The organism is Microbacterium sp. JZ37, from assembly GCF_035188445.1.
GTDB lineage: Bacteria > Actinomycetota > Actinomycetes > Actinomycetales > Microbacteriaceae > Microbacterium > Microbacterium barkeri.
The window spans coordinates 3,067,865-3,093,391 of sequence record NZ_CP045253.1; the positions used below are offsets into that span (position 1 = coordinate 3,067,865).

Annotated in this window: 21 protein-coding genes; 3 read left to right on the forward strand and 18 right to left on the reverse strand. The window is 73.6% G+C overall.

Annotated features, from left to right (window positions below; translation table 11 throughout):
* Positions 1–20 precede the first annotated feature (20 nt).
* Positions 21–1,556 carry an arabinosylfuranosidase ArfA gene (locus GC092_RS14240; RefSeq protein WP_324012762.1) on the forward strand — a complete coding sequence of 512 codons (1,536 nt, stop codon included), beginning with the start codon at positions 21–23 and terminating at the stop codon, positions 1,554–1,556.
* Positions 1,557–1,565: 9 nt separating this feature from the next.
* Here GC092_RS14240 and GC092_RS14245 read toward each other — a convergent pair whose 3' ends face one another.
* A complete protein-coding gene (locus GC092_RS14245; RefSeq protein ID WP_282980498.1) occupies positions 1,566–2,369 on the reverse strand; it encodes an alpha/beta fold hydrolase in 804 nt (267 codons plus the stop codon).
* 58 nt (positions 2,370–2,427) lie between these two features.
* On the opposite strand from GC092_RS14245, the gene GC092_RS14250 reads away from it, so the two are divergent.
* Positions 2,428–2,691 (forward strand): glutaredoxin family protein, encoded by a 264-nt coding sequence (locus GC092_RS14250; protein WP_271174721.1) that lies wholly within the window; start codon positions 2,428–2,430, stop codon positions 2,689–2,691.
* A gap of 13 nt (positions 2,692–2,704) precedes the next feature.
* Here the strand turns inward: GC092_RS14250 and GC092_RS14255 are convergent, their stop codons facing one another.
* The 17 genes from GC092_RS14255 to idi all read right to left on the reverse strand — a co-directional run bounded on the left by GC092_RS14255 (position 2,705) and on the right by idi (position 24,875).
* Positions 2,705–3,127 (reverse strand): recombinase family protein, encoded by a 423-nt coding sequence (locus GC092_RS14255; RefSeq protein WP_271174722.1) that lies wholly within the window; start codon positions 3,125–3,127, stop codon positions 2,705–2,707.
* A 62-nt stretch (positions 3,128–3,189) separates the two neighbouring features.
* Positions 3,190–4,734: a serine/threonine-protein kinase gene (locus GC092_RS14260; protein ID WP_324012767.1), complete on the reverse strand. Its 1,545-nt coding sequence runs from the start codon at positions 4,732–4,734 to the stop codon at positions 3,190–3,192.
* Positions 4,731–5,246: an FHA domain-containing protein gene (locus tag GC092_RS14265; protein WP_324012769.1), complete on the reverse strand. Its 516-nt coding sequence runs from the start codon at positions 5,244–5,246 to the stop codon at positions 4,731–4,733. The genes GC092_RS14260 and GC092_RS14265 overlap by 4 nt, the downstream gene beginning before the upstream one ends.
* Positions 5,243–6,052, reverse strand: a complete 810-nt coding sequence (locus GC092_RS14270; RefSeq protein WP_324012770.1) for a PP2C family protein-serine/threonine phosphatase — start codon at positions 6,050–6,052, stop codon at positions 5,243–5,245. The genes GC092_RS14265 and GC092_RS14270 overlap by 4 nt, the downstream gene beginning before the upstream one ends.
* Entirely contained in the window at positions 6,049–7,377 is a 1,329-nt protein-coding gene (locus GC092_RS14275; RefSeq protein ID WP_324012771.1) for an RDD family protein, read from the reverse strand. The genes GC092_RS14270 and GC092_RS14275 overlap by 4 nt, the downstream gene beginning before the upstream one ends.
* A gap of 1 nt (position 7,378) precedes the next feature.
* The gene (locus GC092_RS14280; protein WP_324012773.1) at positions 7,379–9,718 is read right to left on the reverse strand and encodes a transglutaminase TgpA family protein; all 2,340 of its coding nucleotides are present in this window, start codon (positions 9,716–9,718) and stop codon (positions 7,379–7,381) included.
* Positions 9,715–10,977 (reverse strand): DUF58 domain-containing protein, encoded by a 1,263-nt coding sequence (locus tag GC092_RS14285; RefSeq protein WP_324012774.1) that lies wholly within the window; start codon positions 10,975–10,977, stop codon positions 9,715–9,717. Before GC092_RS14285 ends, GC092_RS14280 begins: the two co-directional genes overlap by 4 nt.
* Positions 10,974–11,936, reverse strand: coding sequence for an AAA family ATPase (locus tag GC092_RS14290; RefSeq protein WP_282979370.1), 963 nt, complete (start codon positions 11,934–11,936; stop codon positions 10,974–10,976). The genes GC092_RS14285 and GC092_RS14290 overlap by 4 nt, the downstream gene beginning before the upstream one ends.
* A gap of 27 nt (positions 11,937–11,963) precedes the next feature.
* Positions 11,964–18,065, reverse strand: coding sequence for an Ig-like domain-containing protein (locus tag GC092_RS14295; protein WP_324012776.1), 6,102 nt, complete (start codon positions 18,063–18,065; stop codon positions 11,964–11,966).
* 134 nt (positions 18,066–18,199) lie between these two features.
* A complete protein-coding gene (locus GC092_RS14300; protein ID WP_324012778.1) occupies positions 18,200–19,366 on the reverse strand; it encodes a ferrochelatase in 1,167 nt (388 codons plus the stop codon).
* A gap of 32 nt (positions 19,367–19,398) precedes the next feature.
* Positions 19,399–20,259: a prenyltransferase gene (locus GC092_RS14305; RefSeq protein ID WP_324012780.1), complete on the reverse strand. Its 861-nt coding sequence runs from the start codon at positions 20,257–20,259 to the stop codon at positions 19,399–19,401.
* The gene (locus GC092_RS14310; RefSeq protein ID WP_271173524.1) at positions 20,249–20,551 is read right to left on the reverse strand and encodes a lycopene cyclase domain-containing protein; all 303 of its coding nucleotides are present in this window, start codon (positions 20,549–20,551) and stop codon (positions 20,249–20,251) included. Before GC092_RS14310 ends, GC092_RS14305 begins: the two co-directional genes overlap by 11 nt.
* Entirely contained in the window at positions 20,548–20,877 is a 330-nt protein-coding gene (locus tag GC092_RS14315; protein ID WP_271173523.1) for a lycopene cyclase domain-containing protein, read from the reverse strand. The genes GC092_RS14310 and GC092_RS14315 overlap by 4 nt, the downstream gene beginning before the upstream one ends.
* Positions 20,874–22,418 (reverse strand): phytoene desaturase family protein, encoded by a 1,545-nt coding sequence (gene crtI / locus GC092_RS14320; protein WP_324012783.1) that lies wholly within the window; start codon positions 22,416–22,418, stop codon positions 20,874–20,876. Before crtI ends, GC092_RS14315 begins: the two co-directional genes overlap by 4 nt.
* The gene (locus GC092_RS14325; RefSeq protein ID WP_324012785.1) at positions 22,415–23,287 is read right to left on the reverse strand and encodes a phytoene/squalene synthase family protein; all 873 of its coding nucleotides are present in this window, start codon (positions 23,285–23,287) and stop codon (positions 22,415–22,417) included. The genes crtI and GC092_RS14325 overlap by 4 nt, the downstream gene beginning before the upstream one ends.
* Positions 23,284–24,330 (reverse strand): polyprenyl synthetase family protein, encoded by a 1,047-nt coding sequence (locus GC092_RS14330; RefSeq protein ID WP_324012787.1) that lies wholly within the window; start codon positions 24,328–24,330, stop codon positions 23,284–23,286. Before GC092_RS14330 ends, GC092_RS14325 begins: the two co-directional genes overlap by 4 nt.
* Positions 24,330–24,875 carry an isopentenyl-diphosphate Delta-isomerase gene (gene idi, locus GC092_RS14335; RefSeq protein ID WP_324012788.1) on the reverse strand — a complete coding sequence of 182 codons (546 nt, stop codon included), beginning with the start codon at positions 24,873–24,875 and terminating at the stop codon, positions 24,330–24,332. Before idi ends, GC092_RS14330 begins: the two co-directional genes overlap by 1 nt.
* A gap of 84 nt (positions 24,876–24,959) precedes the next feature.
* On the opposite strand from idi, the gene GC092_RS14340 reads away from it, so the two are divergent.
* Entirely contained in the window at positions 24,960–25,517 is a 558-nt protein-coding gene (locus GC092_RS14340) for a MarR family winged helix-turn-helix transcriptional regulator (protein ID WP_271173519.1), read from the forward strand.
* The last annotated feature ends 10 nt before the right edge of the window (positions 25,518–25,527 follow it).

The following is a 25,527-nucleotide window of genomic DNA, read 5'->3' on the forward strand; positions in this document are numbered from 1 at the left end:
CACCCGGAACCAGGAGAGAAATGACCCGCGCCCGCATCACCATCGACCGCGACTTCACGATCGCCGACGTGCCGCGCCGGCTCTTCGGATCGTTCGTCGAGCACATGGGACGCTGCGTCTACACCGGCATCTTCGAGCCCGGCCACCCGCAGGCCGACGAGCGGGGCTTCCGGCGCGACGTGCTGCAGCTCGTGAAGGAGCTGGGGCCGACCGTCGTCCGCTACCCCGGAGGCAACTTCGTCTCGGGCTACCTGTGGGAGGACGGCGTCGGGCCGGTCGACCAGCGCCCGCGCCGGCTGGACGGCGCATGGCACACGATCGAGACCAACGCCTTCGGCCTGCACGAGTTCGTCGAGTGGGCGGACGAGGCGGGCGTCGAGGTCATGGAGGCCGTGAACCTCGGCACGCGCGGGGTCGAGGAGGCGCGCGCGCTCGTCGAGTACGCGAACCACCCCGGCGGCACCTACTGGTCGGACCTGCGCCGCCGCAACGGCGCAGCCGACCCGTTCGACATCCGCCTGTGGTGCCTCGGCAACGAGCTCGACGGGCCGTGGCAGATCGGCCACAAGACCGCGCACGAGTACGGCCGCCTCGCGCAGGAGACGGCGAAGGCGATGCGCCTGGTCGACCCGACGATCGAGCTCGTCGCGGTGGGATCGTCGAACCGGCAGATGCCGACCTTCGGCACGTGGGAGCACACCGTGCTCACGCACGCGTACGAGGAGGTCGACTACATCTCGATGCACGCGTACTACCAGGAGCGCGACGGCGACGCCGCGTCGTTCCTGGCCGAGGGCGTCGACATGGACGCGTTCATCGACGGCGTGATCGCGACGATCGACGCCGTGAAGGCCGCGGGCAAGCACCGCAAGCAGGTCGACATCTCGTTCGACGAGTGGAACGTCTGGGACCAGGACCGGTACAACGACCACGAGGCGCGCGAGATCGAGGCGGCGGGATGGCGCGAGCACCCGCGCCTCATCGAGGACACGTACGACGTCGCCGACGCCGTCGTCGTCGGCACCCTGCTGCACAGCCTGCTGCGCCACGGCGACCGCGTGCGCATCGCCAACCAGGCCCAGCTCGTCAACGTCATCGCGCCGATCCGCTCGGAGGAGGGCGGGCCCGCGTGGCGCCAGTCGATCTTCTGGCCGTTCGCGCGGATGGCGCGTCTCGCGCAGGGGCGGATCCTGCGGCTCGCGGTCGACTCGTCGCAGACGAGCACGCGCAAGTTCGGCGACGTCGACGCGATCGACGCGGCCGCGACGTGGGACGAGGCGAGCGGGACGATCGCGCTGTTCGTCGCGAACCGCTCGCTCGAGGAGGCCGGCGACGTCACGGTCGACCTGCGCGGGCTCGCAGCCACGGCCATCCGCTCGGCCGAGGTGCTGACCGTGCCCGAGGGCGGCGACCGGCGCTCCGCGAACGTCGCCGACGATCAGGACCGCGTGGGGCTCGTCCCCCTGCGCGACGCGGGCATCGCCGACGGCGCCGTGCGCGCCACCCTGCCGCCGATGTCGTGGGCAGTCATCGTCCTCGACGCCGCGACGGCCTGATCCGACGCGTCACCCGCGGTCGAGCCACGCCAGGATGCGCTCGGCCGCGGGGGCGCCGTCGCGGATCATCGTCTCGTGCCCGTGGCCGGGGATCTCGATCGAGGTCGCGTCGGGCACGAGCTCCGCGACGCGGCGCACCCACACGGGCGGGCAGACGACGTCGTTCGCGCCCCGCACGACGAGCGTGCGCGAGCGGATCCGCTCGTACGCGTCCTCGGGGCGATGCGACAGCATCGCCTTCATCTTGCGCCGCAGGTTCGGGCCCGCCCGCAGGTACTCCCTCGCACCGAGGACGAGCACCTTGAGGCTCTCGCCGAGGAGATCGCGCCCCAGACGCAGCAGCTGGGGGACGGCGCGGCGCGCCTCGGAGTCGACGGTCGGGGCGACGAGGACGACCGGCCCCGCGAGATCCGGGTGGCGGGCCGCGATCTCGGCGACGACCTGCGTGCCCATCGAGTGCCCGATGAGGACCGGGCGCTCGAGACGGCGATCGCGGATGAACGCCGCGACGAGGTCGGCGACGCGCTCGATCGACGGCGTCCGCGGCGGCTCGGGCGCCTCCCCGTATCCGGGCTGGTCGATCGCGATCGCCCGCCCGCGCTCGGCGAGGTGGACGGCGACGTCGGCGAAGACGCGGCGGCCCATGCCGATCCCGTGCACGAGGAGGAAGACGGGCTCGCCCGCTCCGCGCTCCTCCGCGACGAGGGTCGCGCCCTGCCATGTGAAGCGCGAGATGCGGCCGTCCTCCGGCGCCCCCGCCAGCTCGTCGATCACGTCATCCGCGGCCTCCGCCGCGTCCTCGAGCGCACCCATCCCCTCAGCCTACGATCGCGCGGATCCCGCGCCCCGCAGCGCGCGTAACCTGGAAGGCATGACGACTTCCGCCACCAACGAGATCACCATGTTCGGCGCCGAGTGGTGCCGCGACTGCCGCCGCACCAAGGCGCAGCTCGATGAGCTCGGCGTCGCGTACACGTACGTCGACCTCGAGGCCGAGCCCGCGGCCGCCGAGGTCGCCAAGGAGATCTCGGGACGCACGAACATCCCGGTCGTGGTCTACCCCGACGCGACCCACCACGTCGAGCCGTCGAACGCCGACGTCGAGGCGAAGCTCAAGGAGCTCGCCCTCATCTGAGGCCCTCGCGCGATCAGGCGTCGTGGAGGTGCTTCTGGCCGTGCCCGAGCACCTTCACGACGACGCCGCGGCGCGAGAGCTCGGCGATCGTGCGCACCTCCTCCGCCGCGTCGCGGCCCAGCGCGTGCACGCTCGCGACGACGACGACATCGCCCGACTTCAGGCGCGAGAAGAGGCGCTGCAGGCGCTCCTCCCATGATTCGAGGATGTCGGGCGCAGGGTGCCGGAAGCCCTCGATCGGCACGCCGAAGCGCGTGAGGTCCTCGCGCTGCTGGATCACCGACGGCATGTCGTCGCGCTGCACGACGAGGCCCACGAGACGCGATCCCGCAGGACGCGCCTGCCACCATCCGCCGTCCCGCTGGAGCTCGACGAAGCACTTCGGGCACTCCGAAGCCTGATGGATCTCGGTCTCGGCGGTGTCTGCGTGGCTCATGGTGCTCCTCCACGTCCATTGTGCCGTGCCCGCAGTGCGGATGCCCACCCCCGGCGCGCCGGTCAGCCGCCGACGCACGCGACGGCGGGCTCGGAGCTCGTCCCGCTCGCGCGGCGGAGCACCACCTCGACGCACGTCTCGCCCTCCGCGACCGGCACGGTCACCGTCGGCTCGACGGTCCGCTCGTAGTCCGGCTCGCCGGCGACGCTCGCGATGGTCCAGAGGTAGCTGTCGCCCTCCTCCGGCTCGGGGTTCGTCCAGGTGAACACGACCTCATCGCCCTCCACGGCGCCCTGGAGGTCGGCGACGGACGGGACGGCGACGATCGGGTCCTGCGGCGCGACCGTCTGCGCCGGCGTGTCCTCCGGGTCGGGCTCGGCGAGCAGCGCGGGCAGCCCGAAGCCGATGACGGCGACCGCGGCGAGCGCGATCACGCCGACTGACACCCACCATCCCCACCGGCCCCGTCGCGGCGCCTCGGCCGCGATCTCGCGCCGCGGGATGGTCGACTCGGGAGCCGACGCGGGCACGGGAGGGCGGATGACCGTGGCGTCGTCGGGATGGATGCTGCGGGCCCCGCGCACGACGGTCGCCTCGTCCTGCGCGCCCCGGCGGATGGTCTCTGCCGACGCCGGGCGCGGCGACGTCGCCACGTCGGCGGCGTCGGGGGCGATGCTCATGACGGCGCGGACGCGCGTGAGGCCGCCGTCCTCGTCCTCGTCGCGGTCGCCCCTGGCGCCCTCGTCGATGATGTCGATCGGCGTGACCGCGTGCGCGAGCTCGATCTGCACCTTCTGCAGAGCGCGCGCGAAGGCCAGCGCGCTCGTGTGGCGGTCGGCCGGATCCTTGGCCATCGCGCGCTCGAGCACGCTCTGGAGCGCCTCCGGCACGTCCGGCCGATCGAGCGGCGGCAGCGGCATCCGCTCGATCCGGTCGATGAGGTCGGCGCTCGCGTTGCTCTGGCCCGCGACCTCGAACGGCGAGCGGCCCGCGAGCAGCGTGTAGACGGTCGCGCCGAGCTGGTACACGTCGGAGCGCGGGCCGCTGCGCGCGACGTCGCCGAACGACTCGGGCGGCGACCACGGGATCGACATGCCGGTCGTCTCGGTCGGCCCGTGCGCGGTCGCGGCGATGCCGAAGTCGGTGAGCGCGGGCCGCCCGTACTCGGTCACGAGGATGTTCGCGGGCTTGATGTCGCGGTGGAGCACACCCGCGCGGTGCGCGGTCTCGACGGCCGCGGCGATCGGGATGCCCACGCGCAGCGCCTCCGCGACCGAGAACGGCTCGCGACGGTACCGCACCTGCAGGTTCGCGCCCGGGCAGTACTCCATGACGAGGTAGGGCCGGCCGTCGTCCGAGACGCCGGCCTGCAGGATCGTGACGATCGCGGGATGGCTCGAGAGCATCGCCATCGTGTTCGCCTCGGCGGTGAACTGGCCGGCGGTTCCGCCCATCCGATCGGGCAGGAGGACCTTGATCGCGACCTGGCGACGCGGGAGCTCCTGCTCGTACCGGTACACGTCGGCGAAGCCGCCCGATCCGAGCAGCTCGATGCACTGGAAGCCCGGGATGCGCGGCGGCGGTGCGGGCGGGCGGCGCTGGTTCACGGCAGGTCCTCGAACGCGAAGGAGACGCCGTCGCCGAGATCGACGACGTCGCCCGTCACGACGACCGTGTGCTCGCCCGGGTGGAGCTGCACGGGCTCCTCCCCTCCGCGCAGGAGCGTCGTGCCGTTGGTCGAGTGGAGGTCGACGACGACGACGCTGTCGGCGTCGGGGATGACCTCGACATGACTGCGCGAGATGTCGAGCGACGGGCTCTCGACCGAGATGAGGTGCGGCAGCTCGGCGCCGGTCGACCGGGTCGCGCGCGGACGGCGCCCGATCACGATCGGACGATCGAGCGCGACGACCTCGCCGCTCGAGAGGCGGATGCGGGCGCGTGCCGTCCGCGTGGGAGCGGCCGAGCGCGCGCCGCGCGGGATGGTCGTGCCGTCGTGGTCCCCGCGCAGGCCCCGGAGGTCGGCGGCCGAGATCGTCGCGCCGTCGTGGTCGCCGAGCCCATCTCCCGTCGGGGCGATCGTGTCGGCTGCTGCCTCGCGCTGATCGCCCGCGGTCATGCCCGGCGACCCCCCACCGGCTCGCGCGGCCGCGTGTCGGCGTCGATGTCGCGGGTGCCGGTGTCTCCGTCGTGCCACGCCACGTGCACGGCGTCGACGACGATCACCGAGACGTTGTCGCGGCCGCCGCGCGCGACGGCCGCCTCGACCAGTCGGCTGGCTGCGGTCTGCGGGTCGTCCTCGGCGCTCAGGATGGCCGCGATCTGGTCGCGCCCGACCTCGCGCGGCAGGCCATCCGAGCAGATGAGCAGGCGGTCGCCGCGGCTCGCCGGGAGCATCCAGAAGTCCACCCGCTCGCTGCTGCCGGCCCCCAGGGCGCGCGTGATGACGTTGCGGCGCGGGTCGTGCTCGGCGTCGGCCTCAGCGAGGCGCCCCGAGTCGACGAGCTCCTGCACGAGCGAGTGGTCGACGCTGATCTGCTCGAGGCGGTCGCCCGCGAGCCGGTAGGTGCGCGAGTCGCCGATGTTGAGCGCGAGCCAGTAGCCCGCTCCGCGCACGTCGACGATGACGACCCCCGACAGGGTCGTCCCCGCGCCCGTCTCGCGGGATGACGAGAACGCGTCGATGCGCCGACGGGCGGCCTCGACGGCCTCGCGCACCTCGTCGACCGTGAGGTGATCGCGCCCGACGAGGTCCGCGAACGCGGCCACCGCCATCCGCGATGCCACCTCGCCCGCGTCGTGCCCGCCCATCCCGTCTGCGACGAGGAACACCGGGGCGGACGCGAGCAGCGCGTCCTCGTTGATCGCCCGGCGCCGGCCGGTGTCCGTCGCGGCGCCGACCGCGACCGTGATCGGCGCGGTCATGCGGGCGCCCCGTAGGTCGCCGTCCGGTCGCCCATCTCGAGCACGTCGCCCTCGACGAGCGGCGTGCGCTCTCCGGGCACGACGTCGATGCGGTCGCCGCCGCGCACGATGACGACGCCGTTCGTCGAGTGGCGGTCGGTGATCCACGCGCCGTCGCCGTCGACGTCGAGCGCGAAGTGCGTCTTCGACAGCGAGAGGCTCTCGTCGCGCACGGCGACGGTCTCCCCCTCCCCCGCGGGGTTCCGGCCGAAGAGCGTGAAGCCGTCGACCGTGTGCACGGCGCCGTCGTCCCACACGAGCGTCGCGGTCGGCCGCGGCGGCTCGCGACGCACGACGATCGTGTCATCGAGAAGGGGGTCGTACCCGTCGTGCGCGTCGCCTCCCGGCACGATCGTGTCGTCGGAGACCTCGTCCGCCGGGGCGGGCGCCGGGGCCTCCGCCGGGGCCGGGGCGGACGCGGGGGCCGGCGCGGGGGCCTCCGCCGGAGCCGGGGCGGGCGCCGGCGGGTCCTGCGTGATGCCGGGAACGTACGCGATCACGCCGAGAGGGGCGCTCGGCTCCGAGCGTGGTGGCGGGGGCGGCGTCGCGGGCGCAGGAGGAGCCACTGGAGCGGAACCGCCCCCCACGCGCGGGGGTGCGGGCGGAGCCGCGGGAGGTGCGGGGGGCATCGGCGGCCGCGGCGGGATGGCCGGGGCGGCGGCAGGCGCGGCGGGGGCGGCGGCGGGCGGAGCCGGCGGACGCGGCGGCACGGCGGCGGGCATCGGCGGCACCGGCGCCGCGGGCGCGACGGGGGCCGCAGGCGCGCTCGCCTGGTGCAGCGGAGCAGCGTCGCGCGCGGAGCGGGCGTCGGCCATCCGCGATCCGGCGACCCGATCGTGCCAGCCGCGGTGCCACGGGGAGCCGTCGAAGAGGGGCGAGAAGTAGCCGACGACGATAGCGGCGCCGAGGCCCCAGATCACGTTGCGCAGGAAGGCGCGGCCGAACCCGAGGGGCGCGCCGTCGTCGTCGCGGACGAGCCGCACGCGCAGGGCGCGCATGCCCGGCGTTCCGCGACGGGTGCCCTGCCACCAGCTGTAGAGGAGGACCCAGCCGATCGCGAGCAGGCCGACGACCGCGGAGAGCGTCAGCGTGAGCCACAGCGGGCCGTTCATCGCGACCCACACCGTGACGCCCGAGAGCACGGACATCACCGCGCCGACGATGAGCATGTCGACGATGTAGGCGCCGGCGCGCCGGCCGAGCGGAGCAGGGCGCGGCTCGGGCGCAGCGGCCGGCAGCCCGTACCCAGGCGGCAGCGGTGCGCGGTGGGGATTCGACGCGGTCATGTCAGCCATCCTTCCGTCGATCGGCCGCGGCGGCGCGCAGCCTCCGGATCCACGACGATCCGGTCCTGCGCCGCAGCGAGCGCAGGCTCAGTCGGGCGCGGAGGCGACTCCAGAATGTCGCCTTCTCGCCCATCCCGTCCACCAGGGTGTCGACCTCGCTCCAGAACGCCGCGACGAATTCGGGGTCGGGCTCGCCCGGCCCGAAGACGCCGGCGTCCGCGCGCGCGGCGAGGTCGGTCACGCGGGCGTCCTCGAGCGTCGCGACGAGCACGGCGGCCTCCTCCGAGCGCGTTCCTCCGGCCGACGCGCCGTCGAGCGGGTAGGCGCGGTAGTCGACGGCGCGATCGCGCAGCTCATCCCAGCCCCCGCTGACGCGGTCGGCCGCGCGCTCGGCCGCGCGCCGTCGGCGACGGCGGGCGGCCTTCACGGCGCCGATCACGACGAAGGGCGCGAGCAGCAGGAGGAGGACGGAGACGCCGGCCCCGCCCACGAGGAGGATCAGGCCGAGAGCGCCGTCCTCGGGCTCGGCGTCCTCATCCGCCTTCCGATCGTCGGGCACGAGCGGCGGGAGCTCGACCGGCTCCTGCGGAGGCGGAGGCGGCTGCAGCACCTGCGGCTTGGGTGCGCTCTTCGGCCGGGTCGTCTGGTCGTTCGGCTGCTGGTCCTCGGGCGGTGTGGGATCGAAGGCGACCCATCCGGCGTCCTCGAAGGCGATCTCGACCCACGCGTGCACGTCGTCGCCCGTGACGACGTACGGGTTCTCCGCCGTCTCGTCCTCGCCGGGGTGGAAGCCCAGCACGACGCGCGCCGGGATGCCGAGCTCCCGTGCCATGAGCGCCATCGCGACCGCGTACTGCTCGTCGTCGCCGACCATCTGCTCGGCGCCGAGCAGGCTCGCGATGCGCTGCGACCCGTGCCCCGCGCGGGAGGGGACCTCGCCCTCGAGACCGTGGCTGAAGAAGCCGCCCTCCGAGAGGAACGACGTGAGGGCGCGCGCCTTCTCGATCGGCGTGCGCGCCTCCGCGACCGCGTCGGCGGCGAGCTCGGCGACGTCGCCGGGAACGTCGACGGGCCGCGGCAGGTCGACGTCCGCGAAGCCGTCGTCGGCGAGCGCCTCGTCGGCCGACGTCGGCGGGATGACGACATCGGCGGTGTACCGATCGCCCTCGCGGAGCCCGTCGCGGACGACCGCGGTGCCCGTGTCGGCGTTGTAGTACGCGCTGCGGCGCAGGCTCTCTCCGCGGTCGCCGTCGAACGCGAGGCTGCGCACCGCGCCGGCGGCCGGAACCCAGACCCCCTCGTAGCCGCCGACCTCGACCGTGAGGCGCGCGGCCTCCCCCGCGGCCCCCTGCGCCATGTTCGAGCGGATGGGGGTGAAGTCGCTCGACGAGTCGGCGACGTCGTAGACCACTCCCGAGTAGGCGTCCATCGTCGCGAGTCGCAGGCGGGCCCCGCTCGGCAGGCCCCGGACCGTGAACAGGGCGTCCTCGTCGAAGTCGCGCACGTAGAGCCGGAACGACTGCAGCGGGCTCGGGTACTCGCGGATGTCGAACGGCGGGATGATCACCTCGCGCAGCACGTAGCGGGTCTCGTTCGCGGGCGCGAGGGCGAGCGAGACCGCGCCCGCGCCCGCCGCGATCGCGAGGACGACCGCGCCCGACACAACCCGGCGCACGACGCTCGAGCGACCCCCGTCAGCCTGTGGCGACTCGGCCGTCGCGACCGCGCTCCGCTGCGGCGCGAGCGCCGTCCGCAGCGCGAGCCAGGCGACCGCGACGACGGCGAACACCGCAGCCTGCACGAACGGCGCGGCGGGCTGCGCCGTCCCGAGGGCGATCTGGAGCACGAGCAGCGCCGCGGCGGGCACGAGCGTCCAGGCCGCCGGGACGACGCGCAGAGCGAGGCTCCCCGCGAGCGTCGCGAAGGCGAGCGAGAGGAGGAGCGGCACGATGAGGTGCCCGTCGGCGGCCGCGACCGGCGCGATCGAGGTGAGCAGCGACTTCCACGACGTCACGACGCCCGCCGCCAGCTGGCGGAGCGTGTCGATGGTCGGGATCACCCCGCCGATCGCCGTGTGCGGCAGCGCGAGCGCCCCGCCGAGCACGAAGTACACGCCCACGGCGGCCGCCGCGAGCAGGAGGACGCTCCACCGCCGGATGGCCCCCGTCCAGGCGATCCCGAGCCCCAGCACGAGGCCGGCGAGGGCGGGGATCAGGTACTGCGGTCCGTCGAAGGTCGGCGCGAAGCCGATCACGGGGACGAGCAGGAGCAGCGCGACCGCGCCCAGGTCGATCGCGTCGCCGCGCCATCCGCCGAGGCGCCCGCCGTCGCGCGCGCTCATCCGAGCACCTTCCGCAGCGCGCGCGGCAGGTCGTCGACCGTCGCGAGGGTGAGCACGTCGGTCTCGCCGATGCGCCGGCGCCCGGTATCCGCGTCGGCGGCGGCCACGACGATGAGCGTGCGTGCGCCGAGCGGCAGGCGCGAGGCGGCGTCGCGGAGGTCGGCGGGGTCAGCCGTGCTGCCGCACAGGAGCACGACGACGCTCGCGAGCGGAGCCGCCGCGGCGACCGCGCCGGCGAGGTCGGCCACCCTCCCCGCCCGCGCACGACTGTGCTCGACGCCCGAGAGCGAGTCGAGCAGCTGGCGACCGGTGCCGGCGCGAAGCGGACCGGCCGGCGTCCGCACATCCACGTGGAAGGCGTCGCGGATGGCGCGCAGGCCCAGCGAGCCGCCCGCCGAGATCGCGGTCTCGAACTCCTCGGGCGACGCGTAGTCGGCGGTCGCGGTCGACAGGCCGATGACGAAGTGCGAGCGGCGGGTCTGCTCGTACGTGCGCATCATGAGCGTGCCCGTGCGCGCGGTCGAGCGCCAGTGCACGTGACGGAGGTCGTCGCCGGGCTGGTACTCCGAGAGCGCGTGGAAGGCGATGTCGTCGCGCGCGAGGTCGCGCGTCTCCATGCCCTCGAGATCCCGCACGAAGCCGATCGACTGCCCATCCAGTCTCACCGTGCGCGGGTGGACGTACAGGTCGACGGGCTCGTCGCGGCGGTCGATCCGCTCGTACAGCCCGAGCGGATCTCCCCGCACGATGCTCACGGGCCCGACCGGCAGCACGGCGCGGCGCTGGGTCGGGATCGCGAACAGCTCCTCGATCGACTCCTCCGGCGCGAGCTGCGGGATGCCGAAGACGCCGCGCCCCGATCCGACCGGCAGGACGATCCGGGAGGGGAGGATGGCGCGGCTGCCGGTGTTCGCGAGCCGGAGCGCGCCGACTGCGCGCTCGCCGACGACGACGCGCGTGCGCGTGAGGTCGAGCTCGACGTCGTACGACGTGCGCCCGAAGAGGAAGCCCGCGCAGAGCACGAGGGTCGCGGTGAGGATGGCGGCGATCGCGCGCACCTCGACCCACCCGAAGGCGATGCCGACGACCCACAGCGCGACGGCGGCGACGAGGAGGACCCAGCCGAGCGGACGGACGACGGCCGCGACGACGCGGACGCCTCGCCATCCGCGCGCGAGGACGTAGCGGAGGACCGCGGCCCAGCCTGCCCGCTCCTCCGCCTGCTCGGCCTCGGCCGCCTCGGGCGCCTCCGTGCTCATCGCACCTGCGGCGCCGGCACCTGCGACACGACGCGTGCGATCACGCGCTCCGCGGTCGCGCCCGAGAACTCCGCCTCCGGGTCGAGCACGAGGCGGTGGGTCCAGACCGGGCCGGTGAGCGCCTTGATGTCGTCGGGGAGGACGTAGTGGCGCCCGAGCGACGCCGCACGCACCTTGGCGAGGCGCACCATCGCGATGGCGCCGCGCACCGAGACGCCGAGCATCGTGTCGGAGTCGTCCCTGGTCGCCTCCGCGAGCTCGGCGGCGTAGCGCAGCACGCTGGGCTCGACGTGCGCGGTCGCCGCGAGGTCGGCCATGTCGGCCACGGCGCCCGTCGTGATGATCGGGGTGAGCCCCGCGGAGGGGTTGCGGTCGGCGGAGCCCGCGAGGATGCGCTCGGTCACCTCGACCGTCGGGTACCCGATCGAGGTCTTGATGAGGAAGCGGTCGAGCTGCGCCTCGGGCAGCTTGTACGTGCCCGCCTGCTCGATGGGGTTCTGCGTCGCGATCACGAGGAAGGGGCGGCCCACGTCGTGCGCGACGCCGTCGACCGTGACGCGCGACTCCTCCATGACCTCGAGGAGCGCGGACTGCGTCTTGGGAGAGGCGCGGTTGATCTCGTCCGCGAGCACGATCGACGCGAACACGGGCCCGCGGTGGAACTCGAAGCGGTGGCTCTGCTGGTCGTAGATCGTCACACCGGTGACGTCGCTCGGCAGGAGGTCGGGGGTGAACTGGATGCGGTTCGAGGTGCCCTGCACGGTCGCCGCGAGCGCCTTCGCGAGGCTCGTCTTGCCGGTTCCGGGTGCGTCCTCGAGCAGCACGTGGCCCTCGGCGAGCATCGCCGAGAGCACGAGCCCGACGACGTCGCGCTTGCCCATGAGGGCGCGGTCGACGTTGTCGACGAGGCGCGCGAAGGTCCCCTCGAACCAGGATGCCTGCTCGGGCGTCATCGTCATGCGTGTTCTCTCTTCTCAGGTCGGCGGTCAGCGCCAGACGACGGACTGCGCGTTGCCCCAGCCCTCGATGTGGACGTAGACCGTGTCGCCGGGCGTACCGAAGTAGCAGTGCGGGTTCTTCCCGACGTAGATGGAGCCGTTGGCGGGGATGTGGATGACGCCCACGTCGCGGAACGCGCCGTCAGCGTCGTTGCAGGTCGCGCGGTAGTCGCCCTCGGGGAAGTTCTCCGTGTTGAGGACGAGGTACTCGCAGTTGTCCGTGTCGCAGTTCTTCTCGTCCTTGGCGCTGCGGTCAGGCCCCTGCGTCGTCCACGCCTTCGCCTCGGGCACGGTGGTCGCCTGCGCCGAGACGATCGCGCTCTGCTGCCCCTCGGTGTCCGTCGCGCGGGCTTCGATCGTGTGCGTCGTCGAGTAGCCGTACCGGGCGCTCGTCGAGCCGGTGAGGGCGACGTCCTGCCACGCGCCGCCGTCGATGCGGATCTGCATCGCGACGTCGCGCCCGTTCGGCTGCGGAGCGGCCCACGAGTAGGTGATCTCGCGACCGTCGCCCGTGCGCTGGGCGTCGACCGTGGGGTTCCGGACGGGTCCGAACGGGACGACGGCGTTCGACGGCGCCGAGCCCTGGCTCGCCACCGTGCCGTTGCCGGTGCCCAGGGTGGCCGCGTAGACCGCGCGGATGCTGACGGTGTACGACGCGCCGTTCGAGATGCCCTGGGCGATCGTCGATCCGGCCGGATCCGCGGCACCCGACCACTGGCTGCTCCACGCGCCGCCGTTGAGCGAGTACTGCCAGCTGATCTCGCTCTCCTTGATACCGTTGCGCGCGGCCGGCGTCCAGCTCACGGAGATGCTGTTGTCGTGGGGCGCGGCCTTCACGTTCGTGGGCGCATCGGGCGCGGTGTACGCCCGTCGCGGCTCGGACTCCGTGCTCCAGCCGCTCCAGCCGGCCTTGTTCTTCGCCTGCACGCGGAAGCGGTAGTCCGTCTCGGACGTGTCGAGCGTCACGTTCTGCGTCGTCTGGTCGCCGGGGACGTCCACCGTGTGCACGAGCTCGCCGCCCCGGAGCACCTGCAGCTGATAGGCGTCGATCTCATCGCCGTTCGTCGCCGGCTTCGTCCAGGAGACGGTCATCTGCGCCTGATCGCCGACCGGCGCCGCCATCTGCGCGGACGGCTGCGCGGGGACGGCCGGAGGCGCCGCCGGGATGTTGGCCGCCGACCAGGCGCTCCAGCTCGACGGGTCGGGCGCCTGGTTGTGCGCGCGCACCCGCACCCGGTAGGCGGTGCCGTTCTCGAGGCCCTCCCAGGTGATCTTGTTGCCCGTGACGCCGGTCTTCTGCGAGATCCCGTTGGGCGGCGCGGGCGAGATCTCGAGCGTGAAGCTCGAGACCGGCGAGCCGGGGGTCTCCGGCGTCTCCCAGGTGACCCCGAGGGCGCGATCGCCGAACGACGGCAGCTTGGGAGCCTGCGGCTGGTCGGGGCGCGCATCGGGGCGCGCGGGCTGGCTGGGCAGCGAGGGCTCGGATGCGCCGACCTCGTTCACGGCGACGACCGTGAACCGGTACTCGACGTTGTTCGTGAGCCCGTCGAGCGTGCACGTCGTCGCGGCGCAGCGCTTCTCGTAATCGCCCGCGACGCTCGTGACGACGTACTCGGCGATCGTCGCGCCGTTGTCCGACGGCGGCGTCCAGCTGAGCGCGACCTTGCGGTCCTGCACGCTCGAGACCGTGGGCTTGCCGGGCGCATCCGGCACGCCGCGCACGGTGACGCGCACGCGGCCCTCGACCATCCGCGACTGATCCCCCGTGGCGTCGGCGATGCGGTAGCGGACGACGACGGTCCCGTGGAAGTCCGCCGCCGGCGTCACGACGAGCTGGTCGCCCTCGGCCGCGACCTCGGCCTCGCCGGTCTCGAGGGTCGCCGAGAGCAGCTCGAGCGGGGTCTCGGGGAACGGGTTCACGTCGTTGTCCAGGACGGGCACCGTGAGCGTCTCGCCCTGGTTCCATGCGTCGAAGACGTCGTCGTTCGCGACCGGCAGCGGCTTGCTCGATGCCGTCACGGCCACGCGCACCTCGCCGCGGACGGGCTCGTTGACGCCGTCCGACACGGTCACGCTGACGGTGCGCTCCGTGCCCGCGCTGTCGGGCTGGGCCTCCGCGGTGAGGACGGTGCCGTCGATCGAGACGGCGATGTCGCCGGCGTCCGCGGTGGCGGCGACCGCGAAGGTCAGGTCGTCCTCGTCGATGTCGCTCGCGAGCGGCGCGAGGTCGAGCGTGGCGGGGCCGTCGCCGGCCCCCACCGTCAGCTCGCTGTCGACGAACTCGGGCGGCTCGTTCTCGGGTGGGAGCACGTGGATCGGGATGGACAGCGTCGCCTTGGTGCCGCTGGGGTCGTCCGGCGACGTCCCGTCGGTGACCTCGAACGTGATGGCGTCATCGCCCGACCAGCGGTACGCCGAGGTGTAGACGAGGGTCTGCTGGTCGCGCACGAGCGGCGAGCCGTCGCTGTTGCCCGCCTGCACCTTCGCCGCCTCGGTGATGACCACCGGGTCGCCGGTCGCCGAGCGCACGTGATCCGCGAGGGCGATCTCGACCGTCTCGCCGCTCTGGACGACGACGGGCTCGGTGCTCGTGCGGACGGGGCGGAGGTCGGCTCTCGCGGGGACGTGCACGTACGCCGTCGCGGTCAGGCCGTCCTCGTCGGTCGCGGTGAAGGGGATGAGCTGCCGCTCCTCCCCGATCGACACCCGGAGGACGCCGGCCTCGGGGTCGACGAGCTCGCCGCCGTCCGCCGTCAGCTCGAGGGTGCTCGGCGTGCCGTCGGGATCCGAGAGCCGCTCGCGCAGATCGACGTCGGCGGTGAAGTCGTCCTGGATGTCGGCCGGGAGCACATGAGCGTCCTTCGCGACGGGAGCCTGCAGCGGCACCTCGTCGTCGACGGTCACCTGGATCACGCCCTGCGCGCGTGCGCCGTGCTCGTCCTCGATCGTGTACTGGACCGAGGTCTCCATCTCGCGGCCGGGCGCCGTGATCTCGACGAGGCCGGGCAGGGTCTCCGCCTCGAGCCCGTCGACGTCGGGGACCACGAGCCCGTCGGGGACGACGAGCAGCTGCTTGCCCTCGGGATCGGAGTCGTTGGCGAGGACGGGGACGGCGACGACGCGCCCCGGACGCACATGGAGCGAGTCGGTCACGGCGTACGGCGCCTGGTTCGCGGACTCCGCGGGCGCCACGCCCACGCGGATGGTCCCGATCGCCTCGGCGCCGAGCGCGTCGCGCACGCGATACGTGAAGGTGTCGAGCCCCGCGGCGTCGTCGTAGGCGCGGTAGACGAGATGGTCGACCGCAACCTCGTCGATCGTCCCCCTCTTCGCGGCGGACGCGGGCTCGACGAGCTCGACCGAGTCTCCGTCGGGATCGATTCCGTTCAGCGGGATCGGGATGTTCGCGGTCTCGCCGGCGAGGGCGCGCACGGTCACGTCGGGCGGGTTCGGCGGCGCGTTCGTCTCGGCGTCGACGGGCAGCACCTGGATCGTGATGAGGCCGGCGTCCTTCTGCCCGGTCGAGTCGACGACGTCGTAGGTCGCGTACACCGTCTGAGCGACATCGCTCGCGCGGAAGCGCACGGTGTCCTCCGACACGAACATCTGCCCGGCCTCGGCCGACGGCGCCTCCACGAGCTCGGGGGCGACGTGGATCTCGTCGTCGTTCGGGTGGTAGTCGTTGTCGAGGACCGGGATGGTGACGAGATCGTTCGCGCGGACGACCACCTCGTCGTCGTTCGCGACGGGAGGCCGGAGCTTCTCGTCGGCAGGGACGGGGATGATCACGACCTCGCCCTCGACGCTCTCCTTCCCGTTCGACAGCCGGTATGTCACCGTGGTCTGCTCAGCGAGCTGGGCACGGTCCGCGATGCGGAGCGTCTCGTGGCCGAGCACCGAGACGGAGATGCCCGCGTCCTCGGGCACCGACACGGACTGCACGACGAGGACGCCGCCGGCGGGGTCGGAGTCGTTGTCGAGCACGCCGGCGAGCACCTCGCCGCCCGCCGGGAGGAGGGCGAGATCGCGCACCGCGACGGGCGGCAGATCGCTGCCCTCGTCGGCGACGACGTCGACCCGGACGAGACCGGGCACGCCGTCAGCCCCCGAGGCCGCGAGGTACTGCACGTATCTCGTGCCCACGCGCGTCCCCTCCACCGTGAAGGTCTTGTCGGAGAAGTCGGGGGTGATGATGAGCCCCTCCTCCTCGTCGACGCGCGTCAGCCGCAGCGGGTCGATGCTCGCGGAGATGTCGTTCGCGAGCGGGGAGACGGTCGCCTGCTGTCCCAGTCGCACGACGACGTGGTCGGCGTTCGTCACGGGCGGGGCGGAGCCGGCCGGCCGCACGTCGAGCTTGAGCGTGCCCGATTGCGCGAGCCTCCCGTCCGAGACGACCACCTCGACCTCGAGCGGCCCCTGTGCGCCGGAGATCGCACGGTAGGTGATGCGCCCATCCGAGGTGAAGTCCGCCTCGTCGCCCTCGGCGGGGAAGACGTCGACGAGATAGGTGTCGTCGCCGTCGTCGTCGCGCCAGTCGGGCATGACGTCGTAGGTGACGGTGCCGCCGGTCTCGACCGCGACGGTCGGCGTGCGCGTCTGCTCCGGCCCCGCGTTCTGCGATTCCGGATGCACGTCGATGCGCACGGTCGCGCGGTCCCGCCCTTCGCGGCCGTCGTCGACCTGGTACGTGAAGCTGCCCGAGCCCGTGCGCCCCTCGGGCACCGCGACCTGCAGCGACGTCCCGTTGTGGATGAGCTGGACGTCCGCGAAGTCGGGGCTCCCGTCGGGCAGGGAGACGGTGAGGACGTCGCCGTCGGGATCGGAGTCGTTGTCGAGCACGGGGATGATCGTCGTGCGCCCCGCGCGGACGCCGAACCGGTCGTCTGCCGCGATCGGGACGGTGTTCTCCTCGCTCCGCTCGGGCAGCGTCGTCTCGAGCGTCTCCTCGGTCGTCTCCTCCTCCTGCTCCTCGTCGCCGTCGTCGGGCGGAGTGAGCTCGTCCCAGTTGTCGACGCGGAGCATCGAGTCGCTCGCGAGCCATGCGGCGCCGCTCACGGAGTCGTTGAGCATGACGACGTCGCGGTTCACGCGGAAGACGAGCTCGCCATCGGAGTCGTAGTCCTGCACCGCGGTGGAGAGGTCGTGCGCATCGCCCGCGCAGTCCCGCAGGAACTGGCCGGCGCCCGCCCAGGCCGCGTACGCGCATCCGCCGAGGACGACGGGCTCGACCGGGTCGCCGGGGCCCGCGCCGCTCGGGGCGGAGACGATCTCGGAGCCGTCGAGAGGGATCGTGACGAGCTCGGAGGCGGTCGCGGCCGTGACGCTCGACGCCGCGGCGGCGTCGAGGGCGAGCGCCGCCTCCTTCCCTCCCGGGACCTCGATCTCGGTGCCGTCGTCGAGGTGCACGACGCCCGTCGACCGATCGAGCACGACCGCCCGGTCGCCGACCGACGTGATCGAGAGCTCGGCGCCCTTCTCGAGGTCCAGCTCCCGCGCCTCGGGCTCGCCGGGCTCGCCCTCCGCCGTGACGGGAACTGTCACGATGCCCTTCTTCGGCGAGACGGCGTGCACGGTGCCATCGAGCCCGACCGTGACCGCCGCTCCCTCGCCGAGCTCGGCCACCGGCTCGGCCTCCGCCGGGTCGAACCCGCCGAGGGCCGCGACCGGCGCGACGAAGAGGTCGCCCGACTCCGGGTCGAGGATCGCGACCGTGTCGCCGCCGAGCTCGACCCGCGCGTTGCCGGGGAGCTCGACGCGATCGCCGAGCGAGACGGTCGAGGGGTTCACGACGGCGACCGCCGCATCCGCCTCGTCGACGACGAGGACGTTGCCGCCGTCCTGCCGGATGTCGTAGCGCTCGCTCGTCGTCCGGAGGCTCCCGTCGAGGAGGCGCGACTCGTGGTTGAAGTGGCCGACGAGGAGGCTGGACGAGCGCGTGATCCACACGCTCCCGTCATGCAGGTCGACCTCGGTCGTCGGGTTGCCGTCGTAGGCGAACGCCATCGTGCCGATCGCGAGCGTCGCGGCCGTGACGACCGCCGTGCCGATGAGGGTCTTGCGGCGTGCGCGCAGACGGGTCCATGCCTTCATCCGCGGTCGGCCTCCCCCTGATGCTCGCCTCGCCGCGGGCCGCAGGGAGCGTGGCGGCGCGCGGTCACGGACTTCCAGGGTACCTGTGCCCCCTGATCCGCCCATGCGAGCGCATGGGCACAGGTGCCCACGCCTCAGGGCGCGATGCCCGCGGCGGCCGGGCGGAACCCCGCGCGCACGTTCTCGCAGCACCCGGGGCGGCAGACGTCGAACCACGGGCCGAGCGGCGTCGCGGCCGGCCGCTCCTCGCGCGGCGTGGCGGCCATCCGCTCCTCCACGAGGTCGACGACGCCCGCGACGAACCGCGGGTCGGCGCCCGGCGTCGGCGTGCGCACCGCTCGGAGGCCGGCGTCGGCCGCCGCCTGCAGCGCCTCCTCGTCGAGATCCCACATGACCTCCATGTGGTCGCTGAGGAACCCGACCGGGACGATCGCGACGGCCTCGACCCCCTCCGCGGACAACTCGGCGATCCGGTCGCAGATGTCGGGCTCGAGCCAGGGCTGCGAGGCCGGGCCCGACCGCGACTGGTAGACGAGCTCCCACGGGACATCGGCCGCCTCGGGGACGATCGCGGCGACCCGCTCCATGACCGCCGCGGCGACCGCGCGATGCTGCGCCTCGTAGGCGCCACCCGGCCCGAGATCGAGGTCGCGAGGGCCGGATCGCCGCGCGTCGTCGACCGGGATGCTGTGGGTCGCGAAGAGGACGCGCACTCGGAGCCGGTCGGCGAGGAAGCCTCGGATCGCGTCGACGAGCCCGTCGACGAAGGCCTCGACGAACCCGGGGTGGTCGAAGAACTGCCGCACCTTGTCGATCTCGACGACGCTCCCCAGCGCGGTATCGTCGAGGGCGCGCGCGAAGTCCTCGCGATACTGACGACAGCTCGAGTACGAGCTGTAGGCGCTCGTCGCGACCGCGAGGAGGCGCGTGCGCCCGTCGTCGGCGGCCTCCTGCACGGCCTCGGAGAGGTACGGCGCCCAGTTGCGGTTGCCCCAGTAGACCGGCAGGTCGAGGCCCCGCCGGGCGATCTCGGCCTCCAGCGCGGCCTTGAGCGCGCGGTTCTGGGCGTTGATCGGGCTCACGCCGCCGAAGTGGCGGTAGTGGTGCGCGACCTCCTCGAGGCGCTCGTCGGGGATCCCGCGGCCCCGCGTGACGTTGCGCAGGAAGGGGATGACGTCGTCCTGCCCCTCGGGGCCGCCGAAACCCGCGAGGAGGATCGCGTCGTAGCGCTGCGGGACGGTCGCGTACGGGGCGCCGTCGCGCGCGGCGGGCGAGGCGAAGGGGACGGATGCCGTGGTCATGGCGTGCTCCTGTCGTTCGAGGGTGGTCGGGCTCAGGCCGTCTGCAGGGCGAAGACGATGAGGAGCATCGTCACCGCGAAGCCGACGGCGTAGTTGATCCAGAGGAAGCGCCGCCAGCCGCGATTCGCGCACGCGGAGTCGGCGTCGGACACGCGCGCGTACGGAGCGGCGGTCGCGAGATAGGGGAGCGCGAGCGGAGCGGCCCAGGCCGCCGTGCCGCCGGCGGCGAGCACGAGCAGGGCCGCGGCGATCCACGCGGCGAGCGCGAAGCGCACCGTGCGGGCCGCGCCGAGGACCGTCGCGATCGACGCGATCCCGCCCTCTCGGTCGGGCACGACGTCCTGCACGGCGCCGAACGCGTGACTGGCCACGCCCCACAGCAGGAATGCCGCGAGCACGAGGAGCGCTCCGCGATCGGGTGCGTCCCCCGCGAGCACGATCCCGTAGACGGCGGGGCTCGCGAAGTGCACGCTCGAGGTGAGCGAGTCGAGGAACGGCACCTCCTTGAACCGGAAGGGCGGCGCGGAGTAGGCGACGACCGCGAAGAGGCTCACGGCCAGGACGGCCCACGACATCGGCCCGCCGAGAAGGACGAGCGCGACCGCGAACGGCAGGCACGACACCGCGGCGGCGACGAGCACGACGCGGTGCGCGGCCGGGGCGAGCAGGGCGCCCTCCACGCCGCCCTTGCGGGGATTGGCGAGATCGGACGCGTAGTCGAACACGTCGTTCACGCCGTACATGGCGAGGTTGTAGGGGATGAGGAAGAACACGGTGCCCACGATCAGAGCGAGGTCGACCTCGCGCGCGGTCAGGAGATACGCGGCGGCGAAGGGGAAGGCCGTGTTGATCCAGCTGAGGGGCCGCGATGCGACCAGCAGGTCACGGATCATCTCGGCGCCTCCTCAGGGCGACCCACAGCGCGGGCAGCAGGATGGCCGCCGCCAGCGGGTAGGCGAAGTCCTCGAGGGGCGCGAGGCCGATCCGCACGCCGGAGATCCGCTCGTCGTCGTACGCGAACAGGCCGACCGCGATCATGACGCTGTCGAAGACCGCCGTGAGCACGACGAGCGCGGCGGCGGCGAGCGCGACCGCGCTCAGCCGCGGGCGGCGCCGGGCGGACAGTGCCAGGGCGGAGGCCACGGCGACGGCGAGGAACGCCGCGCACAGGACGACGTAGGTCATGGCCGCCCCCTGTCGCGAGCGGCCAGAAGTCGGTCGGCGCCGCAGAAGAGCACCATCGTGAGCTCGCAGAGGAAGAGGAGGAACACGGGCTCCTCGACGGGCAGCTCGGGCGCGATCACGAGGCCGGTCATGACCGCGGTCTCGGCGCGGAAGAAGATGCCGAGGGCGATGCCGGCGGCATCCCACGCGAGGAGGAAGACGAGCCCGGTGGCGAGGACGAGCGCCGCGTGCGCGGGAGCGCGCCACACGAACAGCCGGAAGCGCCGGTCGACCGCCAGCACGCACGAGAGCGCGAGCAGGAGGCATCCGAGGTAGACGAGGCTCACAGCGGCTCCGGCAGCGGGCCCGCGGAGACATCGCCGCGCAGGCGCTTCACGACGAGCTCCGCGCTGATGAGGCACATCGGCAGCCCGATGCCGGGGATCGTCGTCGCCCCCGCGTAGAGGAGGCCGCCGACGCGGGCGGATGCGTTCGAGCCGCGCAGGAGCGCGCTCTGGCGGAGCGTGTGCGCGGGGCCGAGCGCTCCCCCGCGCCAGGCGCCGAAGTCGCGCTCGAAGTCCGCTGGCCCGATCGTCTGCCGCACGACGATCCGCTCGCGCAGGTCGGGCACCCGCGCCCATGAGGCGATCTGGTCGATCGCCGCATCGACCGTGCGCTCGACGTCGGCGTCGCCCGCGCCATCCGCCCCGCCCGATCCGATCCCGGGGTCGGCCGGCACCGGCACGAGCACGAAGAGGTTCTCGTGGCCGGCCGGCGCCACCGTGTCGTCGGTCGCGCTCGGGCGGCACACGTACAGGGACGCGGGATCGGGGATGCGACGCGCGGGGCCGTAGATCGCGTCGAATCCGGCGTCCCAGTCGCGCGTGAAGAAGAGGGAGTGGTGCGCGAGCTGCGGCAGCTCGCCGCGCACGCCGAGCAGGGCCAGCACCGCCCCGGGGCCCGGGTCGCGGCGGTCCCACCAGGCCTCGGTGCGCGAGCGATGCGGCGAGGGCAGCAGGCTCTCGGTCACCCGCAGGTCGGCGCTCGAGACGACCACGTCGGCGACGAGGCGCGTGCGAGAGCCGTCCGCGCGCTCCGCCTCGACCGCGCGCACCGCGCCGGCCGCGACCTCGATGCCGGTGGCGCGCCATCCGGTGTGCAGGCGCGCGCCGCGGTCGCGGGCGAGCGCCGCGATCGCGTCGATCACCGTCCCGAATCCCCCGCGCGGATAGAGCACGCCCTGGCCCACGTCGAGATGGCTCATGAGGTGGTACATACCCGGTGCGCGCGACGGCGAGGTCCCGAGGAAGACGGCGGGGTAGCCGAGCACCTGGCGCGCCCTGCGGTCGTCGGCGTGCCGCGCGATGAGACGGTCGAGCGGCTCGGCCAGAAGGCGAGCGAGACGCGGCAGCCGCCGGAGCGTGCGGGTGTCGAGCAGGGGGCGGAGCGACGCGAACGTGCTGTACAGGAACCGCTCCGTGGCGAGGTCGTAGGTCTCCGCGGCCGAGGCGAGGTAGGCGTCGATCCGCGACGCAGCGCCGGGATCGAGCGCCCGCAGCGCCTCCCGCGCGCCGTGCGCCGGCAGGTCGAACGGCACCTCGTCGCCCTCGAACCACACGCGGTAGGCGGGGTCGAGCGGCACGAGGTCGAGCTGCTCCGCCGCCGTGGTGCCGAGGAGACGGAAGAAGTGGTCGAACACCTCGGGCATGAGGTACCACGAGGGGCCCGTGTCGAACGTGAATCCGTCGACGCGGCGCCGGCCCGCGCGACCGCCGAGCTCGTCGCGAGCCTCGATGAGAGTGACGTCGTCGCCCTCCGCCGCGAGCAGGGCGGCGGTCGCGAGGCCCGAGATGCCGCCGCCGATGACGACGACCGCGCGCGCGCTCATGCGCGCACCGCCGTCGGGCGGTCCAGCGCTGCCCGCACGAGCACGGCGGCCTTCGCGCGGCGCGGCAGCGAGACCCGCCGCTCGAGGAGCTCGCGCGCGGGCGTCGCGCGAAGGGCATCGTTGAGACGGGAGAAGAGGCCAGCCGCCGCGGCGGTCGCCCGTCGGGACCTCCGCGGCAGCCGCGTCAGAGCCGACGACGCGACGGCGAGGTCGGAGTCGACATCGGAGACGATGCGGAGCTTGTCGTCCTCCGACAGGGCGCACGGGTCGACCCCCGGGAAGTACGAGCGGCCGAGCCGCTCGCGGTCATCCGCCAGATCGCGCAGGAAGTTCACCTTCTGGAAGGCCGCGCCGAGGCGCCGCGCGCCCTCCTCGAGCTCGTCGTCGATGAGGAGCGCGCCGTCCTCCTGGGCGAACGCGCGCAGGCACATCGACCCGACGACCTCCGCGGAGCCGTGGATGTAGGCGCGGTACGTCGCCTCGTCGCCGATCTCGACGCCGTCGGCGTCCATTCGCATCGACGCGAAGAACGGCCGAACGAGGGTCTCGGAGATGCCCGTGCGCCGCGCGGTGTCGGCGAAGGCATGCACGACGAGGTTCGCGCTGAACCCGCACGAGAGCGCCCGCAGGGTCTCGCCCTCGAGCTCGTCCAGGGCGGCTCGCCGCGCAGCGTCGCCGAGCCCCGCCTCGCTCGCGGGGCCGTCGACGATCTCGTCGGCGACGCGCACGAGCGCGTAGACGTCGGCGACGTGGCCGCGGACGCGCGGGGGCAGCAGGCGGCTCGCGAGCCCGAACGAGGACGAATAGGCGGGAAGCACGCGGGACGACGCCGCGCGCGCCGTTCGGGTGTAGAGGTCCAGGGCGGTCATGCGTCCCGCTCCGCACAGCGCCCGACGAGCGCATCCAGCTCCGCCCGCAGCCCGTCGGGGATCGGCGCGGCCGCGATCTCGCGGCGCGTCGCCGCGCTCTGCTCCGCGATGAGCCGCTCGATCTCGTCCGCCGCTCCGCTCGCGCGGATCGCGTCGCGCAGCAGAGCGGCGTCGTCCTCCTCGAGAGAGCGCCGGCCGAAGAGATGCGCGACCTCGCGCCACGCCGCATGCGGCTCGGCGAAGGCCACGAGCAGGGTGCGCTTGCCCTCGCGCAGGTCGCCGAGAGCGGTCTTGCCCGTGCGCTCCTCCGTCCCGAAGACGCCGAGGACGTCGTCTCGCAGCTGGTAGACGAAGCCGAGCTGCGTGCCGATCCGCTGCAGCGCCGCATCGACGAGCGGCCCGGCGCCGGCGAGGACCGCGCCGACGCGCAGCGGAGCGGCGAAGGAGTAGCTCGCGGTCTTCTGCTCCATCATGCGCACGATCCCGGCGGTGTCCGCGGGCACGGCGCCGAGACTGAAGCCGACGTCGGCGTGCTCGCCCGCCGCCGTGAGGAAGAGGCTCTCGTCGACGATCTCGTGCACGGCGGCGCGCGCCGGCGACTCGATGCGGGACACGAGCGCGTGCACCGCGCTGAGGAGCAGGTCGCCCGCCAGCACGCCGGACGCGGCGCCCCAGGACGTCGCCGCGTCGGATCCGAGGCCGCTCTCGATGGCCTCGGTCGCGAACGCCCCCGCGAGATTCGGACGGCCGCGGCGGACGAGATCGCCGTCCAGGACGTCGTCATGGAGGAGCAGGGCGGTGTGCAGGAGCTCGATCGCGGCGGCGGCCGTCCGCGCCGAGGAGTCGTCCGTCCCGCCGAGACCGTCGTGCGCGGCGAGCACGAGCCGCGGGCGCAGGCGCTTCCCGCCGCGCGACGCGTCGGCGAGCCGCCGCCAGAGGCGGGCGTAGGGCGCCCCCAGGCTCGCCGCCCGCTCGACCCTCTCGGCGAGAAAGGCGTCGAGCACGTCGTCCACCCGCTCGGGGGCGCTGCGCACAGCGGACATCACGGCGTCCTCGCCGCGGCGCCCGCCCGCACGAGCTCCTGCCGCTGCCGGACGAGCCACGGACTGAACGCCCACGGCGCCGCGGCGAGCGCGACGTCGAGGTCGGCGGGGTCGACCCATCGGGCCTCGACCACCTCGTCCGGGCGCGCAGAGAGCTCGCTGTCGGCGACCGCGAGGTAGACGGGGCAGAGCTCGTTCTCGACCATCCCCGAGGCGTCGACCGCGCGGTATCGGAAGTCGGGCAGGGCGAGCCGGATCGCGCGCAGCGAGAGCCCCAGCTCCTCGCGAGCGCGTCGCTCGACCGCCGCCGGGATCGGCTCGAAGGGCGCCGGATGACCGCAGAACGCGTTGGTCCAGACCCCCGGCCACGTGCGCTTGGACAGGGCGCGGCGGGTCAGCAGGATGCGCCCCGCGTCATCGCTCACGTGGCAGGAGAACGCGAGATGGAGCGGCGTGCGCGCCCCGTGGACGCTCGCCTTGTCGGCGACGCCCGTGGGACGGCCGTCCTCGTCGAGGAGCACCACCCGCTCGTCGTGACCCGTCATCGTCCGCATCGTCTCTCCCACCGTGTTATTAGCTAAGCTAGCAATCAACATAGCTGATTTTCCGACGGAGGGTAAGCTCACGCTGTGCCAGAAGACCACGCGCCCCGCGACGAGCGGTTCTCGATGCTCGATCCCCGGGTGATCGATCCCGACGAGGAGCTCGTCCAGCGGGCCCACCTCACGGACGACGAGCTCGCTCAGGTCGTGCGCGTGCTCGAGGCGCTGCAGACCTGGCGGAACGCCGAGCGCGCCATGAGCGAGGCCTCGCGCCGCTACATGAAGCTCGGCGAGACCGATATGCGCGCCCTGCGCTACATCATCGCGTCGCAGCGCCACGGCGCGGTCGTGACGCCGAGCTCGATCGCGGCCCACCTGGGCATCTCGACCGCGTCGACGACCAAGCTCCTCGATCGTCTCGCGGCGGGCGACCACATCCGGCGCCTCCCCCACCCCCACGATCGCAGGAGCCTGGCGATCGAGGTGACCGAGGAGACGCGGGCGTCCGCACGGGCGAGCGTCGGTCGCACGCATGCGCGGAGGTTCGACGTCGCCGCGGCCCTCGCGCCCGACGAGCGCGAGGTCGTCATCCGCTTCCTCGAGGCGCTCGCGGCCACCGCGCCCGCCCCCGACGCCCCGGAGTGAGGACAGCGCC